Genomic DNA, 17,168 nt, shown 5'->3' with positions numbered 1-17,168 from the left:
ATTAGTGTCATCATTGCCTACTATGGAGTGAAGAAATTCATCCTTGCAGATACAACTGGTGGAAAAGTCTTTTGGGCAATCGTTGTCTTAATCGGTGTTTCCATGTCGTTATCAAACATTCCTGCATTAATTGGTGTAGTAGCATTAGTTGTCCTTTATTACACATACAAGAAATGGAAACAGGAAAAGCAAGATCCATACTATACACAATCAGAATTAAATTGGGATAAGTTATAAAAATTAAGGGAGGAAATAAAAATGACAAACTTATTTACACGAATCAAGGACTCAGTAATGGCGGACTTACATGAAATCATGGACCAGAAAGAAGAAAAAAATCCTATTGCCCATGTGAACCAGTATATCCGGGAATGCGAACATGAGGTAAAGAAAATAAAATCTTTAGTGGAAAAGCAATATGAAATCAAGTACGATATTTCAAGAGAATTGGCTCATGCTACTTTAATGGTGGAAAAACGCAAAAAACAATATGAATTGGCAACATCTATGGAAGAGGCAAACTTGGCGGACGAAGCGAAAACGGAATTAGATCAATTTGAGGCAAGAGTAAGCCAGCTTCAGACAATGGAAAGTCAGTCAATTAAAGATCTTGAACTGTTGGAAACAAAATATGTTCAAATGAAGCAAAAATTAAAAGATCTGTATGTCAAGCGTTTAGAGTTAAAGAGCCGTGAGAACATTGCAAGAACTAAGCAGGGAATGAACAAAGTCCTGGAAACAGAATTAATTTCCAAGAGCGCATCTAAATTTGCCGAGCTCGAAAGCTATATTGAAAGAATCGAACAGCGTGTTCATACCGAATATCGCCTGCACACACTTGATGCCAGATTTGCTGAATTGGAAAAAAAGGCTTCTAACTTAAACTAAAAACATGATATTCTAAAAAGGTGCAGAAATTCTGCACCTTGATTTTTCTAATTTCTCATAAATTTAAGAAGCGAAAGACAGGAGGTTTTGTCAGATGTCCAATTTAGGGAAAACAGATTTAATACGTCTATTGATTATCAGTGGGTGTATATTATTTGCGATTGAGTTTTTCTTTATCGATACAGGCCTCCTGTTTATTATTGCACTAACATTTATTGGGATTTATTTTGGCCGGCGCAGCTATCACAAATCAGGTGGGAAAGCCATTTTCTGGGGAGCTGTCGTTTGCTTGTTTATTGTTATCATCAATACGATCGCTGTCCGGTTTATTTTTCTTGTGGTGATTGGATATATTGTATGGAAATGGTACCAATCAAAGCCGCGAAAAGAAATATATATTCCTAAATTTTCTGATGATCTGGCAGAAGACGGCACGATGTATAAAAGTAACTGGTTTGGAACATTTCATAAAGGTAAAGAACCTTTTGCCTGGCAAGACTTAAATCTGCAATCAGTGATTAGTGACGTTACGATTGATCTAAATAATACCGTATTACCTGAAGAAGAATCTGTTATTGTGATAAGGCAGCTTGTCGGAAATATCGAAATTATTGTTCCATATGATGTGGAAGTAATTGTGGAACATTCCGTCCTCTACGGAGAATATATGGTAATGAATGATCAGGAACAGCATGCATTTAACCGCAGCATCTACAGGAAGACAGATGGCTACGACCACGCACCGCAGAAGGTAAAGATTTTCACTCAAGTTCTGGTCGGAAAGCTTGAGGTGAAAAGAGGATGAAAATATACAGCAGGTTATTTTTAATCAGCATTATTTTAACATTTACTTTTCTTTTACTGGTCAGTTTGCTGTTTTATCTTGCCTTTCCAATAGATAATTGGCAATTATTATGGCAAGTGAAAGTGTTGGAAGTACCGTTTATTCTCATCGTGCCAACCATCGCATTATTATTTGGCCTGTTTATTGGTCTGATCAGCTCGTATGTTGTCAGAAAGCGAGTCAATTTTCTCGAACAGAGCTTAACAATGCTGATGAAGAATCAGGCATTTACGGAAAACCCTGCGTTTGAAGAGATTGATGTCATCCATCGGAAAATGAAGGATGTCCAGGATTTTATTCAACAGCAGACAATACGAACACAGAAGCTTATTGAAGAACGAACACACGATCAGGAAGAGAAATTGAATCAGGTGATTTCAGAGGAACGAAACAGGTTAGCAAGAGAGCTGCATGATTCTGTAAGTCAGGAATTATTCGCAGCATCTATGCTTGTATCAGCTGTAAATGCAAGTAACAGCGGAGAAAATCAGATAATGACAAAACAGCTTGGGCAGATAGAGTCCATGATTCAACAGGCACAGCTCGAGATGCGGGCACTGTTACTGCACTTAAGACCTGTTCCGTTAAAAGATAATACACTAAAAGAAGGTATGGAAAAATTACTGCAGGAATTGAAAACGAAAGTACATGTTCATATCACTTGGAATGTAGAAGATGTTCTTGTCAATAAAGGGATTGAAGACCATTTGTTCCGCATATTGCAGGAAGCTTTATCTAACGCACTAAGGCATGCAAAAGCGGAAACAATTGATACCATTCTGATTGAACGTGACGGCCTTGTTATTTTAAGAGTCAAAGATGACGGGGTAGGTTTTGATATGAATGAGAAAAAGGCAGGGTCCTATGGGATATCGAATATGTATGAACGAGCGGCAGAGATGGGAGCGCATGTACATATCGTGAGTATTCCGGAAAAGGGAACGCGCCTGGAAGTTCGTGTGCCAATGATAGAGGAGGAAAATGTATGATTAAGGTGCTTTTCGTAGACGATCACGAAATGGTTCGAATTGGTGTCAGCGCCTTTTTGTCAACCCAGCCTGATATCGATGTGATAGCAGAAGCGGCAAATGGAAAAGTCGCTGTTGATTTAGCACTGGAGCTGAAACCTGATATCATTCTGATGGATTTGGTAATGGATGAAATGGATGGAATTGAAGCAACAAGGCGTATTATTGAGAAGTGGCCTGAAGCGAAAATTTTAATTGTCACAAGCTTTATTGATGATGATAAAGTGTATCCAGCCTTAGAAGCAGGAGCAAAAAGTTATATTCTGAAAACATCTAAAGCAGATCGAATTGCACAGGCAATAAGGGATACCTATAAAGGGGAGTCAGTCTTAGAGAAAGAAGTTACAGCAAAAGTGATGGAGAATTTAAGAAAGTCCAATCATCATGCCTTGCATGACAGTCTGACCAACAGGGAAATGGAGATCCTGCTATTAATCGCACAGGGAAAAACCAATCAGGAAATTGCGGATGAACTGTTTATTGCTTTAAAAACAGCAAAAGTGCATGTAAGCAATATACTGAGCAAGCTTCAGGTTCAGGACAGAACCCAGGCAGCTGTCTATGCTTATCAACAAGGGATCATCAAGTAACCCGGATAGCGGGTTACTCCAATCCCAATGTCTCATTAGGTATTTTAATTCGGAAAGATAACTGATCATTCTCAAGATCAAATTGCTGTACTCTGACTTTGAAATTACCTATATCCATTTGCGTCAAAGCAATATAAATAGATTCCTCTTTAGGGTTAATGACAACCCAATCAGGTGTGTTAATCTTGTCATTTACATATTTTAAGATCTTATCTTTTGGCAATCGTAGTAAACCGAGCGACATTTCTGTTGATTGTAATATCACATCACCATTCTCTTGCACAATCGGGTCAAATGTAATGTTAACAGGAACTTCTGCCTCAAACGCCTCGATTGTCCCCATAAGATGGACTTCCTGGTCAAGGCTGATCGCATATTTATCATCTTTATCCTTCAAAAGCTTATCAATATATTCATTCACTAATTGGGTAAGATTGTTTTTGCTTGATTGTATGGTGAATTCTGCTCCAGCTTCTTCTTCGATATATTGTTTATCAGGAAATTCTTCGCCAGGAACAGGCCACATAATAAACATAACGATTGCTAACAGGATCGTTATATTTACAGTCATCAAGATAACAAAAAGTCTCTTCCAATTTTTTTGCCGGGATTCTTTCACTGTTATCACCTACTAGTTATTCACTAAGTCTTCGTCATTTTGCAAATAGGACCAGACACGTCTTGCCATTAATTCATAGCCATGTCTGTTAGGATGGAAATTATCTTCTGCAAACATATTTTCTGTGCTGTTCTGGTAAATATCCTGCATTTCTGCTTTCATTGTTCCATCTTGTTAAGATTGAATCTAATGCTTCAATATCACTAAAGTACTTTTCAAAAGGGTTGTAGAAACCAAGTAAATAGATTTCTGTGTCTGGCTGGATGGTTAATATTCTGTCCATAATCTGCTCCAGCCGCTCTTTATAGGGGCCTCTTTCCGCTAAAAAAGGCTCTTCTGTTAAATCCATAAAGTTATCTCTTACTATTTTCATAATATCATTGGCACCAATCGTAATCAGCACAATATCTGCTTCTTCGATCGATGTGACAATTTCCTCGTTATCCAGCCGTTTTAACAGCTGATCTGATCGATTGCCAGGTTTGCCGAAGTTATCCAGTGTGACATTCATATTCTCATTATCGAAATGTTCTGCTAATACGCCTACATAACCGCCATTGTCTGTCTCATCTCCAACACCATGGGTCAGTGAGTCGCCAATCGCCACGATATGGGTCTCTTCCTTGAAGAAAGTAAGTGCATCATTGAAAGCATCCTTAATTGTTTCACCAAAGTTTTCTGTTGGTTCAGTTGCCTCTGTTGTTGGCTCTTCGGCTGGGGCTTGAACGCTCGTATCATGATCATTATCTATATTCAAATCTGAATCATCCGCAGCTGGAGGATTATTATCTTGCGAAGTTCCGGTATTACCCTGTTCATTGGAATCCTGATTTATTATAACCAGCACGGTAATCGCGCTGCCTATCAATAATAAAATTAACATACTTACTATTAATTTTTTGCTCATTGTTACACCTTCAATTGTCGTAGTATTCTCAGATTGAGCATCTATTCACTTTATACCCATTCTGTTCCTTTTTTACACTTTCATGATGATACAATGTATGCTCGGAAGAGAGGAAACATGATATTGCTGAAAATAATGGATATCAGACTGTCAGGTGTCTTTCGAAGATATGGATTTGATCACAGCACTGAGCATCCTGATAAGTTTCGCTAATGATCAGAGGAATAACCCTCTGATCAAAGTCTCACTGTATCACAGCGCTAACCGTCTGTAATATCCCCCGCTTTGTTTTAAGTAGCTCAAAGAAGTTACGGGGGGATAAACAGACGCTAAACATCCTGATAAGTTTCGCTAATGATCAGAGGAAAAAACCCTCTGATCAAAGTCTCACTGTATCACAACATTGCACTTTCGTAAATATGAAGAACCGTGAATCCGAATGATCCACGGTTCTTCTATCTATATTTATCTTGGGGAGATAAATAACTAGGGTTGATGGAGATTACTCTCCTCGGCGTAAGCGGTCTGCTTCCTCAAATGGACAGCGGTTCTCGATAACAATCTGTCCATTTGCTTCCGCTTTAGATTGAATGGCGCTGTCTGCAGCATTTCTAAACCATACAATTTTTGATTGATCAGAAACAAGACTAGCATTACTAGATTCAATAACAAATGTTATATCAATTTCTCCTTCTATTTCAGAAGGGCTATTAACTGTGGATACACCATAAAGTGCAGATTCCTGTTCGCTTACTGGTGTAATTAGGAAGCCTGCTTTTTGCAGTTTAGCAATAGTGTCAGCTGCTTTTTCACTATAGCCGATGACAACAATATGCTTTTGGCGAAGTCCGCCATTTTCCCGTGCGAATGGGGAAGACAATGCCCATGCGATTGCTTTATCATCATCCACCTTTACTGTCGGTTCACTGTTGGTTGCTTTTGCTATAGCTTGATCCAAATCGTTAATAATGTCAGCAGGTGTTTCGATACCTACAGATAGACGAACAAGTTCTTGTGATACGCCGGAAGCTTTTAATTGCTCATCATTTAACTGCTGATGTGTAGTTGATGCCGGATGAATAATCAATGATTTCGCATCGCCGACATTTGCCACATGTGACCATAATTGAATATTATTAATAATCGCACGGCCGGCATCTTTGCCGCCTTTGATGCCAAATGTAATGATGGAACCAAAATGGCCGCGCAAATATTTTTTCGCAAGGTTATGGGAAGGGTGGTTTTCTAATCCCGGGTAATTTACCCATTCCACTTGTGGGTGACCTGTTAAATATTCCGCAACAGTTTGCGCATTTTCGTTATGACGTTCGATACGTAAATGTAACGTTTCTAATCCCTGAAGGAAGTAGAAAGCATTCTGCGGACTTAAACATGCACCAATGTCACGTAATAACTGGACACGGAACTTCGTCGCAAACGCAGCTGGACCAACATCAATACCAAAGCGGATACCATGATATGTCTCATCTGGTTCCACAAATCCCGGGAACTTGTCACTGTTCCAATTAAATCGGCCAGCATCTACAATGACCCCGCCAATTGATGTTCCATGGCCGCCAATCCACTTTGTTGCGCTATGTACCACAATATCTGCACCCCATAGAATTGGTTTGCACAGATAAGGTGCAAATGTATTATCAATAATCAGCGGGATGCCATTTTCATGTGCAATATCAGCAACAGCTTCGACATCGAAAATATTTAAACTTGGGTTTGTAATAATTTCTCCGAATATTGCTTTTGTTTTCGGTGTAATATGAGCGCGGAAGTTCTCAGGGTTTGTTCCGTAAATGAACTTCACTTCAATTCCATACTTGGGCAGAGTTGTGTGAAATAAGTTATAAGTGCCTCCATATAAGTTACTGTCTGCCAGAATCTCGTCACCGGAATTGGCGAGGTTGAGAATTGCCATTGTAATCGCAGCCATTCCAGATGAAGTGGCAACAGCGGCAACACCATCTTCCAGCTGAGCAACACGCTGCTCAAATGCGTCTACCGTAGGATTCATGATTCGGGAATAAATGTTTCCAGGTTCCGCTAATCCGAATAAGTTTTGGGCATGTTCTGTGTCATTAAAAACATAGGATGTGGTTTGGTAAATAGGTACAGCACGTGCATTTGTTGCAGGATCCACTTGCTGGCCACCGTGTAATAATGTTGTTTCATTACTTGAAAAATCAAACAAATTTGACATAATAACCCTCCTATTAATCTTGTGAAAATAAAAAACCTCTTCTTATCAAAGTAAGAAGAGGTGTATGTATCCTTAGTCCTCCTCTTATCTTTCAGGTTATCCACCTGTAGGAATTAGCACCTTTTCAACTTGGATGTCCAAACTGACGGTTGCCGGGCTTCAACGGGCCTAGTCCCTCTGCCTCTCGTAATAAGAGTCTATCGATTAAATTAGTAACATTATATAGCAAAACTAAATTAGCGTCAATAAAATATCTCTCATTTTTTTGAAATCCGCTATTGCAATATTTTTTTAGGTGCATAAACTGTAAAAAATAATAAAAGTAGGTGCAAAAATGAGTAATAAAGGGAAAAGGACAGATAATATTCCACATTGGGGAGAGGATCTGATAAAGAAACTGGATGATTTCCTGTACGAAAAACCTACACGTAATATTATGAAAACAATTGACCAGTTTTTTGAGAATGCAAAAGGTCCTGACAGAATTCCAGTAGATATTCTGGAAACGGAGACAGAATGGATCGTCAATATTGATCTGCCTGGTATCCGCAAAGAACAGATTAAGTTAGCTGTCCATGGAAATCAACTGACTGTCTTGATTTCAAGCAAAGAAGAAACCGAACAGTATGATCAAACGTATGAGTATTACCGGAAAGAAAGAAGAGAGCAGAATAAAGAGCGTACCATTTCCTTACCATATCCGATCGACCGTGAAAAGGTGAAAGTAAAGTTTGAAAATGGTCTGTTACAGATAAGAGGTCCAAGGAGTCAGCAGGACAAGGATTTTATGTCGATAGATTAATCAGATTTCTATCGGCTCATAAATAGAAAAAGTATGCTATATTTAAACAGGGGAAGGGGGTCATTTGATGGGGGCAACTCAATTAATTATTAGTATCATTTTATTATTTAATATTGTTTTATCGTTAGCGATCATTTTCTTAGAAAGAAAAAATGCTACATCCACTTGGGCATGGATTATGGTATTAACATTCATTCCGATATTTGGATTTTTCCTTTATTTAATTTTTGGCAGAAAACTGAGCAATAAGACCATCTTCACATGGGATACAAAAAGTAAATTAGGGGTAAAAACAGCGGTCCAGCACCAGCTGAGAGATATTGAATCAAATAATTTTCAGGTAAATGATGAAAGTATGCACGAATATGAAGATTTGTTTTACTTACATTTACGAAACAATGATGCCATCTTTTCTCAGGATAATGATGTAAAGATTTTTACTGACGGTAATCGTAAGTTTAATGCACTAATAGAAGATATTGAAAAAGCAAAAGACCATGTTCATTTAGTTTATTATATTGTAAGATCAGATCTTTTAGGACAAAGATTAGCAGATGTACTGATGCGAAAAGCTCAGGAAGGTGTCCAGGTAAGATTTCTGTATGATGATATGGGATCAAGAAAGCTGAGCCGGAAATTGATCAGAAAAATGCGCGAAGCAGGGGCTGAGGTTGAAGGATTTTTTCCACCATTGATTCCAAAAGTAAACCTGAAAATTAATCATCGGAATCACCGCAAGCTTGCTATTATTGATGGGAAAATCGGCTATACAGGCGGATTTAATATTGGTGATGAATACTTAGGTGTTGATAAACGGTTCGGCTACTGGCGTGACACTCATTTACGGGTGGAGGGAAGTGCTGTAAATCATATGCAGACACGCTTTATTCTTGATTGGAATCAGGCTTCTCGTAATGATATTGAATACAATGAACGTTATTATCAGGCACAGCCTTCAGGCAAAATCGGGATGCAGATTGTCTCAAGCGGACCGGACTCCGAGTGGGAGCAGATTAAAAACGGCTATATTAAAATGATCATGTCTGCTAAGAAGTATGTGTTTATCCAGACACCATACTTTATTCCTGATGAAAGTCTGCTGGATGCAGTGAAAATCGCGTGCTTATCAGGTGTCGATGTAAGAATCATGATCCCGAATAAGCCGGATCACCCTTTTGTTTACTGGGCAACTTATTCTTATATTGGCGAAATGCTCAAAGCAGGGGCAACTGTTTATATTTATCAAAAAGGGTTCTTACATGCTAAGATGATTGTAGTTGATGGAAAAATAGCGTCTGTCGGGACAGCCAATATTGATGTGAGAAGTTTTCGTTTGAACTTTGAGGTGAATGCTTTTTTATATAATGAAACATTGGCAGAAATGCTTGTTGATGAGTTTGAGAAAGATATGGAACATGTCACCCAATTAACATATGCACTATATCAAAAAAGGCCATTATGGATCAAGTTCAAAGAATCCATTTCTCGATTGATTTCACCAATATTATAACGCAAAAGCATACCGAAAGAGAGGATTGACTATATTGCGAGGCTTGAAAATAGAAGGTTTGACAAAGACATATGGAGAAAAAATGTTGTTTGATAACATTTCTTTCTCCATCAGCGAGAATGACCGGATTGGTTTAATTGGCGTCAATGGGACGGGAAAATCGACATTGTTAAAAGTTTTAGCAAGATTCGATACGGCTGAAGCAGGGGAAATCGATCATCCCAATGATTATCAGATCGAATACCTTGACCAGGAACCGGAATTAGACTCAGGGTTGTCCGTCCTTGAACAAATTTATTATGGCAATGCATTGACAATAATTACACTAAGAAATTATGAAAAAGCAGTACTAGAATTAGAGCGGGACCCTGAGAACAATTCGTTACAGCAAAAACTGCTGCAAATGCAGGAAGAGATGGACCGCTTAGAGGCATGGGACGCCATGACAGGAGCAAAAACGATCCTTACGAAATTAGGGATAACAAAAATGGATCAGAAAGTGGAGGAGCTTTCCGGCGGGCAGAAAAAAAGGGTGGCCATTGCGAAAGCCCTGATTCAGCCAGCTGATTTGCTGATTTTGGACGAGCCGACAAACCATTTGGACAATGATACGATTGAATGGCTGGAAGAATACATTCCACAATATAAAGGAGCCATTTTGCTTGTCACACACGATCGTTATTTTCTCAACCGTGTGACCAATCGTATTTTTGAACTGGATAAAGGGAATATGTATACATATCAGGGGAACTATGAAACATTTCTTGAGCAGAAGGCTTTACGGGAAGAGCAGGAAATCCAGGCAGAGAAAAAGCACAAAAGCCTGTTAAAAAAAGAAATTGAATGGCTCCGGAGCGGGGTAAAGGCACGAACAACGAAACAAAAAGCAAGAATTGACAGGGCTGAGCAGTTAAAAGAAGTCAGCTTCCAGACAAACAAGGATAAGATAGCGTTTGGCGTTGGTTCTGTTCGGTTGGGCAAGAAGGTTTTGGAAGTAGAAGGCCTGGCGAAGAGCTACCAGGGAAAAACACTATTCCGGGATTTTAATTTTCTAATAAACCCTGGTGACAGGATCGGTATTGTTGGCGCGAATGGCAGTGGAAAAACAACATTATTAAATATCCTTGCAGGCAAAATAAAACCGGACAGCGGTACAATCGATGTTGGGGAAACAGTTAAGATCGGTTATTACACTCAAGATCATCCGCCGTTAGAAGAAACAGCCAAAGTCATTGATGTAGTCAGAGATGTAGCAGAGGTTGTTCATACAATCAACGGCGACGTCATCACGGCAGAACAAATGCTGGAAAGATTCCTTTTTCCAAGACCGCAGCAATGGACGCTTGTCCGCAAACTGTCTGGTGGAGAAAGACGAAGACTATATTTACTCACTGTCTTGATGCAGGAGCCGAATGTATTGTTTTTAGATGAGCCGACAAATGATCTGGACACCGAAACATTAGCGGTATTAGAAGATTATTTAGACAGCTTTCCAGGTGTCATGTTAACAGTTTCCCATGACCGCTATTTTCTTGATAAAACAATTGATCAGGTAATTGCTTTTACAGGTGATGAAGTATTAACACATTTTTACGGAAATTATACGGAATTCAGGGAACTGCAAAGTGTAAAAGAAGCACAAGTGAAAATTGAAAAAGTGAGCAAACAGCCAACTAGGCGTAAAAAGAAACGTCTATCTTATCAGGACCAGCAGGAATGGGATACAATAGAAGAAACAATCACTTCATTAGAGGAAGAACTGGATTCCATTCAGGCAGAAATTGAAGCAGCTGGCAGTGATATTGGCAAGATCAACCCATTATTTGAAAAGCAGAATGAGCTGGAAACCCTGTTGGAAAAAAAGATGGAGCGATGGGAAGAACTTTCCTTATTAGTTGAAGAATTAGAGGAGGATTAAAAATGGCAGAACAGCAATTATTAGAAAAGTACGCGGAATTAGCATTAAAAACAGGAGTGAATTTACAAAAAGATCAGGCACTTGTGATCAACTCGTCTATTGAAGGTGTGGACTTTACACGGATCGTTGCAAGAAAAGCATATGAACTTGGTGCCAAGAATGTCCACATTAATTGGACAGATGATGAGCTTACTTTATTAAAATTCCAACATGCAACAGAGGAAGTGTTAACAGATATCCCTGCATGGCAAGTGGAAAAACACCTGGATTTTGCCAAAGATGGTGCCGCATTACTAGCAATCCGTTCGACCAATCCAGATTTGTTAAAAGATATTGATCCGGCAAAAGTAGCCAAAGCTAACAAAGCGAGCGGTGAAGCGATGAAAGAATTCCGCCAGTATACGATGAATGATCGAATTCCATGGTCGATCATTTCCATTCCAACAGGAGACTGGGCACAGAAAATCTTCCCGGACAAATCAAAAGATGATGCAATCGAAAGCCTATGGGATGCGATTTTTAAGATTGTCCGTGTTGACAAGGAAGATCCTGTAGCGGCATGGGAAAAGCACAATCAATTATTACATCAGGCGCGCGCATTTTTAAACAAAAAGGCTTATCGTGCATTAGTGTTTAAATCAGAAGGCACAGATATCCGCTTTGAGTTGCCTGAAGGCCATATCTGGAAAGGCGGATCTGCAGAAATGACAAATGGTGTGTCCTTTAATCCGAACATGCCGACAGAAGAAGTGTTCACAGTACCGCATAAATATGGAGTGAATGGAAAAGTAACAGCAACCAAACCACTTATTTATGGCGGTAATATGATTGACGGCTTCAGCTTAACATTTAAAGATGGAAAAGTGGTCGACTTCGAAGCAGAAAAAGGCTATGACACATTAAAGCATTTACTCGATACAGATGAAGGTGCCAAACATCTAGGCGAACTGGCATTGGTTCCACATTCATCACCAATTTCACAATCTGATTTGATTTTCTATAATACATTATTTGACGAAAATGCATCATGCCACATTGCATTAGGAAAAGCCTACCCGACAAATGTAGAAGGCGGCTCTGATATGAATGAAGAAGAATTAGATCAAAATGGCATCAACGACAGCCTGACACATGTTGACTTTATGATTGGATCAGCAGACTTATCAATTGACGGCGAAACAGCAGACGGAACCCTCGAACCTGTCTTTAGAGAAGGGGAATGGGCATTGGATTTTAATAAGTAAGAAGGAAAAGTCTAGCAGCGATGCTAGACTTTTCCTGTAGTTGGGAACCTGCAAATAAACAGCACAACCAGCAATTAAACTCCACCCGCTTACTGCTCAGCTTCTCTACATTTTCCCATTCTTTATCAACGCACAACGGATTTCTTCATAAGAATATTCTTCAGGCAGAGCTTCTTTTAACACTTTTAACCTTGGTTCCTCCACCTCTTCATATACAGCCATCACGTTTTGCTCAACATCAGCTGAGATAATTCGAGACCAGTCTAATTCCTTTCCTTCCTTTACAGCCTGCATCAAGTGCTGCAAGACGGTATTCTCTCCGATTTCCCTGTTATCAGCTATCTCACCAATATCCAGTTTCTCTTCAGTAAACATTTCATAGCTAATGAAATAACTAGGCCGCTTATCGTTTGCCTTCTCCTGTTTTTCCTCTGCATATTGCTCAATTACTTCCAGAAATTCTTCACCAAATTGGTCGTATTTCTTTTCCCCGACACCATGGATTAACAGCATGGCCTGCTTCGTTCTCGGCAGCAGACGGGCCATTTCGGTTAAAGATTTATCTGTAAACACAACATATGGCGGAACACCCTGGTTATCCGCTGTTTCTTTGCGCAACAACCGTAATTTCTCAAAAAGTATTTCATCATACTCGCCAGTCTCTCGTTTTTCCACTTTCGCCACTTGCATCATCACAGGAGCGGATCCTTTTAAAACATCGACTGCACGCTTGCCTAAGCGTAAAACAGGAAATTTGCCTTCTTCAGCAATCAGATAATTTTCCGCAACTAAAAAATGAATAAATTCTACCAGATCTTTCTCTTTCAGGTGTGCGAGTAAGCCGTATGTCGAAAGGCGGTTAAATCCAAATTGCAGAACCTTTCTGTCATTGGAACCTCTTAATACTTTTGCCGTAATACTCGCACCAAACCTTTCACCCATCCGCTTTACACAGGAAAGTACCATTTGCGCTTCCTTCGTTCTGTCCACTTTATCGGAATCATCCTTGCAATTTGAGCACTTGCCGCAATCCTCTGCACCTGTGTCATCGTTAAAATAATCCAGCACATAACTTTGCAGACACTGATTGGTATGACAGTAATTGACCATCGCCTGTAATTTCCCGTATTCCTGCTTTTTCTTGTCCTCCACCATTTCAGACTGCTCAATCAAATATTTTTGTGTATGAATATCCTGTCCGGAGAATAATAAGATACAGTCACTTGGTGCACCATCACGACCCGCACGACCAGCTTCCTGATAATAACTTTCCAAGTTTTTCGGCAACGCATAATGAATCACATACCGTACATTTGATTTATCAATACCCATTCCGAACGCATTTGTTGCAATCATGACCGTTGTATCATCCTGAATAAAAGCATTTTGCGCATCCTTACGTGCCATCTCACTCATACCAGCATGATATTTACTGACATTCAACCCTTTTTCTTTTAAGGAAAAATGTATCTGGTCGACCTGTTTTCTGGTGATGGCATAGATTATTCCAGGTTCGTCCTTACGAAGACGCACGAATTCTTCAATATATGCCGAACGACTTTGGCCCTTCACGACCTGAAATGTTAAATTATCACGGGCGAAACCAGTCTTGATAACATGGTCATCACTTACATCTAATAATTGCTGCAGATCACGAATGACTTCATCTGTTGCAGTTGCTGTCAGTCCCATTAATGTCGGGATTGTTGCAAGCTGTTTGACACGGCTGACTACTGTTCTGTAGCTCGGTCTGAAATCATGTCCCCATTGTGAGATACAATGAGCTTCATCAAAAGCAATTGTCGAAAGGGGAATAGAATCTAATGTGCGCAGAAAAGCATCAGAATCAAATCGTTCCGGAGCGACATAGATAAATTTATACCTTCCTTGACGCAAAGCTGCCATTCGATCTCTTTGTTCTTCATTAGACAGAGAACTGTTAATAAACGTTGCTGTAATACCAAGTGATGTTAAGGCATCGACTTGATCTTTCATTAACGAGATCAATGGAGAAATTACCAATGTTGTTTCTGGTGTAACGAGGCCTGGTACCTGATAACAGATCGATTTTCCGCCACCAGTCGGCATAATCGCAAGCGAGTTTTGCTTCCCGATTGTTTGTTCAATGACAGTTGCCTGTCCTTTGCGGAAATCATCATAGCCAAAATATGTTTTCAGTACATTTCTTGCTTCTTTTAACATGTATCTCTTCCTTTTTTAAAAAATATCGATTTTCGGTAAATTGTCACTGTCTATTTAAAAGTCATTATTATCATAACATTATTATTGCATATAACGGAAAAAACCTTTAATCTATAAAAACGTAATACCTCAACAAAAAATGCCTAGAATAATAGATATTTCAATATGAAGGAGGGATTCATTCAAATGGTGGATTCATTATTGCTAATTTTTATGATCATAGGAATTTTAGGGATAGGCTCCCAATGGATTGCATGGAAATTTCAATTGCCTGCAATCGTAGTGATGTCCATTGCTGGATTATTAGCAGGCCCAATATTTGGAATAATAAACCCGGAGCAGGAGTTTGGCGATTTATATCGTCCATTTATTTCCATTGCTGTTGCCATCATATTATTTGAAGGAAGTCTAAATCTGAAATTCAAAGAAGTAAAAGGATTAGGAAAGCCTGTTTTTCGAATTATCACATGGGGAGCTTTCTTATCATGGATCCTCGGTTCATTAACGGCACACTATGTTGCAGGATTATCCTGGGCAGTTGCATTCGTTATCGGCGGTATTTTTATTGTAACAGGTCCTACCGTGATTCTGCCATTGCTGAGACAATCTAAATTAAAGCCGGTTCCTTCCAAAATATTGAAGTGGGAAGGTATTGTTGTCGACCCGTTTGGTGCATTGTTAGCAGTATTTGCTTTTGAAATAATTGTCTTCTTGTCATCTGATTCACGGGATGCATCAGCACTGCTGCTATTCTTCTTAGCATCATTGTTTGCTGTTGTATTAGGTTATATTTTCGGAAAAGTGATTGGCTGGATGTTTGAATCAGGGCATATTCCTGAATATCTGAAGTCACCTTCCATGTTTGGTGCGGTTATTGCATGTTTTACCATTGCAGACGAAGTAAAGCATGAAACAGGATTGTTAGCTGTAACAGCAATGGGGATGACCCTGGCAAATATCGGGATTTCATCAATTAAAGACATGCGCCACTTTAAAGAGAACATTTCGATTTTGTTAACATCAACTGTTTTTATTTTGTTAACATCATCTCTGACAATGGATACATTGAAAGATGTATTTCGCCCGGAAATTATTATTTATGTTCTGTTAATGTTATTTATTGTCCGTCCGCTTTCTATTTTTGTATCAACAATCGGAACAGGCTTATCTTTGCAGGAAAAGACATTGGTCGGCTGGATTGCGCCAAGAGGTATTGTGGCACTGACCGTAGCAAGCTATTTTGCCAGTGTGCTGGAAGATGAAGGGTTTGAAGGAGCGTCTCTCGTTACATCGTTGACATTTGCCCTCGTCTTCGCCACCGTATGTGTCCATGGCTTTTCCATCGGCTGGCTGGCAAGAAAGCTGAATCTGTCTTCAGAAGGAAAACCTGGTGCCATTATTGTCGGGTCCAACCGTTTTTCTGTCTCATTAGCGAAAGTGATGGAAGAACTGAATATTCCGGTGATGGTAGTGGATTCCTCCTGGGACCGGTTGAATCGTGCCAGAAGAGCAGGAATCAATCATACCTATGGGGAAATATTATCAGAGCAGATGGAATATTCGATTGATTTTACACCATATGATTATTTGATTAGTGCGACAGAATACGATTCCTATAATGCACTGGTCTGTTCTACCTTTATTCCGGAATTCGGAAGGAAAAGTGTATACAGACTGTCACGTCAGAATCGCAGCGGGGATCAGCTGGATGATCTTAACCATACCATTGGCGGTCAGGAAGTATTTTCACCTGCAGAAGGTATTGAAGATTTAAAGTATAAATTGAAAGCAGGGTATGTGTTAAGAAAAACAACGCTCACTTCCCAATATAAACTGGAAACATATCTGCGTGATAAACATGATGAAACAGTTCTGCTGTTTGTTTTAAAACAGTCGAAGCAAATCGAATTCTTTACTGATGACAGGGAAACAACAGCAACAGCAGGCGATACCATCGTCAGTTTGACACCTCCAAGTAAAGAGTTTAGTAAAATAAAAGAAAAACTGGAAAACAAAAAAGCCGGCAGCTGAATGCAGTTGCCGGTTTTTTCTGTTAGGTGAGTTTTTATGTGTGGGTTTGCGCGTCCTGATAAATTCTGGCTATAAAAGCTGGGGAGGAGGTGATGGTTGATAGGAAAAAATACTTGAATGCCAAGAGAAGTGGTTGAACGTAGTCAGAAGGCATTCAGAGACGATTTGGATGCCAAGAGAGGCGATTGAAGGGAGTCTGAAGGCATTCGGAGACGATTTAAATGCCAAGAGAAGAGGTTGGATGGAGTCTGAAGGCATTCGGAGACGATTTAAATGCCAAGAGAAGAGGTTGGATGGTTAAGCCAGTATAATTGTGTAAAAAGAAAAGCCATTATAGCTTTCCTCATGATACAATGTTTTCAACCACGAT

General features: G+C 39.5%; 14 protein-coding genes and 1 riboswitch. Of the genes, 10 read left to right on the top strand and 4 right to left on the bottom strand.

What is annotated here, in order from left to right; all coding sequences use genetic code 11:
- From F9U64_RS21605 to F9U64_RS21585, 5 genes are all read left to right on the top strand, one after another.
- Positions 1-237, top strand: a 237-nt coding sequence (locus F9U64_RS21605) for a lmo0954 family membrane protein (RefSeq protein ID WP_194287468.1), incomplete at its 5' end; no start/stop codon positions are given.
- 21 nt (positions 238-258) lie between these two features.
- Entirely contained in the window at positions 259-888 is a 630-nt protein-coding gene (locus tag F9U64_RS21600; RefSeq protein ID WP_153406968.1) for a PspA/IM30 family protein, read from the top strand.
- 94 nt (positions 889-982) lie between these two features.
- Positions 983-1,693, top strand: coding sequence for a cell wall-active antibiotics response protein LiaF (gene liaF / locus F9U64_RS21595; protein WP_153406967.1), 711 nt, complete (start codon positions 983-985; stop codon positions 1,691-1,693).
- Positions 1,690-2,721, top strand: coding sequence for a sensor histidine kinase (locus tag F9U64_RS21590; RefSeq protein ID WP_153406966.1), 1,032 nt, complete (start codon positions 1,690-1,692; stop codon positions 2,719-2,721). Before liaF ends, F9U64_RS21590 begins: the two co-directional genes overlap by 4 nt.
- Complete coding sequence (locus F9U64_RS21585; RefSeq protein WP_153406965.1) at positions 2,718-3,350, top strand: response regulator; 633 nt, start codon at positions 2,718-2,720, stop codon at positions 3,348-3,350. The genes F9U64_RS21590 and F9U64_RS21585 overlap by 4 nt, the downstream gene beginning before the upstream one ends.
- A 13-nt stretch (positions 3,351-3,363) precedes the next feature.
- On the opposite strand, the gene F9U64_RS21580 is transcribed toward F9U64_RS21585, so the two are convergent.
- The 3 genes from F9U64_RS21580 to F9U64_RS21570 all read right to left on the bottom strand — a co-directional run bounded on the left by F9U64_RS21580 (position 3,364) and on the right by F9U64_RS21570 (position 7,091).
- Complete coding sequence (locus tag F9U64_RS21580) at positions 3,364-3,969, bottom strand: YpmS family protein (RefSeq protein WP_228275841.1); 606 nt, start codon at positions 3,967-3,969, stop codon at positions 3,364-3,366.
- Positions 3,970-4,069: 100 nt separating this feature from the next.
- Positions 4,070-4,876: a GDSL-type esterase/lipase family protein gene (locus F9U64_RS21575; RefSeq protein WP_228275840.1), complete on the bottom strand. Its 807-nt coding sequence runs from the start codon at positions 4,874-4,876 to the stop codon at positions 4,070-4,072.
- Between the two features lie 502 nt (positions 4,877-5,378).
- Positions 5,379-7,091: a PLP-dependent aspartate aminotransferase family protein gene (locus F9U64_RS21570; RefSeq protein WP_153406964.1), complete on the bottom strand. Its 1,713-nt coding sequence runs from the start codon at positions 7,089-7,091 to the stop codon at positions 5,379-5,381.
- Positions 7,092-7,172: 81 nt separating this feature from the next.
- Positions 7,173-7,287: riboswitch (SAM riboswitch) on the bottom strand.
- 138 nt (positions 7,288-7,425) lie between these two features.
- On the opposite strand from F9U64_RS21570, the gene F9U64_RS21565 reads away from it, so the two are divergent.
- The 4 genes from F9U64_RS21565 (at position 7,426) to F9U64_RS21550 (ending at position 12,565) form a co-directional block, all read left to right on the top strand.
- On the top strand, positions 7,426-7,893 hold the full coding sequence (locus tag F9U64_RS21565; RefSeq protein ID WP_153406963.1) for an Hsp20/alpha crystallin family protein: 468 nt from the start codon (positions 7,426-7,428) through the stop codon (positions 7,891-7,893).
- Between the two features lie 67 nt (positions 7,894-7,960).
- Entirely contained in the window at positions 7,961-9,403 is a 1,443-nt protein-coding gene (cls, locus tag F9U64_RS21560; protein WP_153406962.1) for a cardiolipin synthase, read from the top strand.
- A gap of 82 nt (positions 9,404-9,485) precedes the next feature.
- The gene (locus F9U64_RS21555; RefSeq protein ID WP_323125862.1) at positions 9,486-11,321 is read left to right on the top strand and encodes an ABC-F family ATP-binding cassette domain-containing protein; all 1,836 of its coding nucleotides are present in this window, start codon (positions 9,486-9,488) and stop codon (positions 11,319-11,321) included.
- 2 nt (positions 11,322-11,323) lie between these two features.
- Positions 11,324-12,565: an aminopeptidase gene (locus F9U64_RS21550; protein WP_153406960.1), complete on the top strand. Its 1,242-nt coding sequence runs from the start codon at positions 11,324-11,326 to the stop codon at positions 12,563-12,565.
- 105 nt (positions 12,566-12,670) lie between these two features.
- Here the strand turns inward: F9U64_RS21550 and recQ are convergent, their stop codons facing one another.
- Positions 12,671-14,767, bottom strand: a complete 2,097-nt coding sequence (gene recQ, locus F9U64_RS21545) for a DNA helicase RecQ (RefSeq protein ID WP_153406959.1) — start codon at positions 14,765-14,767, stop codon at positions 12,671-12,673.
- 186 nt (positions 14,768-14,953) lie between these two features.
- On the opposite strand from recQ, the gene F9U64_RS21540 reads away from it, so the two are divergent.
- Positions 14,954-16,798 carry a cation:proton antiporter gene (locus F9U64_RS21540; RefSeq protein WP_153406958.1) on the top strand — a complete coding sequence of 615 codons (1,845 nt, stop codon included), beginning with the start codon at positions 14,954-14,956 and terminating at the stop codon, positions 16,796-16,798.
- Positions 16,799-17,168 lie beyond the last annotated feature (370 nt).

The organism is Gracilibacillus oryzae (assembly GCF_009498735.1).
GTDB lineage: Bacteria > Bacillota > Bacilli > Bacillales > Amphibacillaceae > Gracilibacillus > Gracilibacillus oryzae.
Note: the sequence above shows the minus strand (reverse complement) of the source record. Positions and strands in the feature narration are given on the sequence as shown.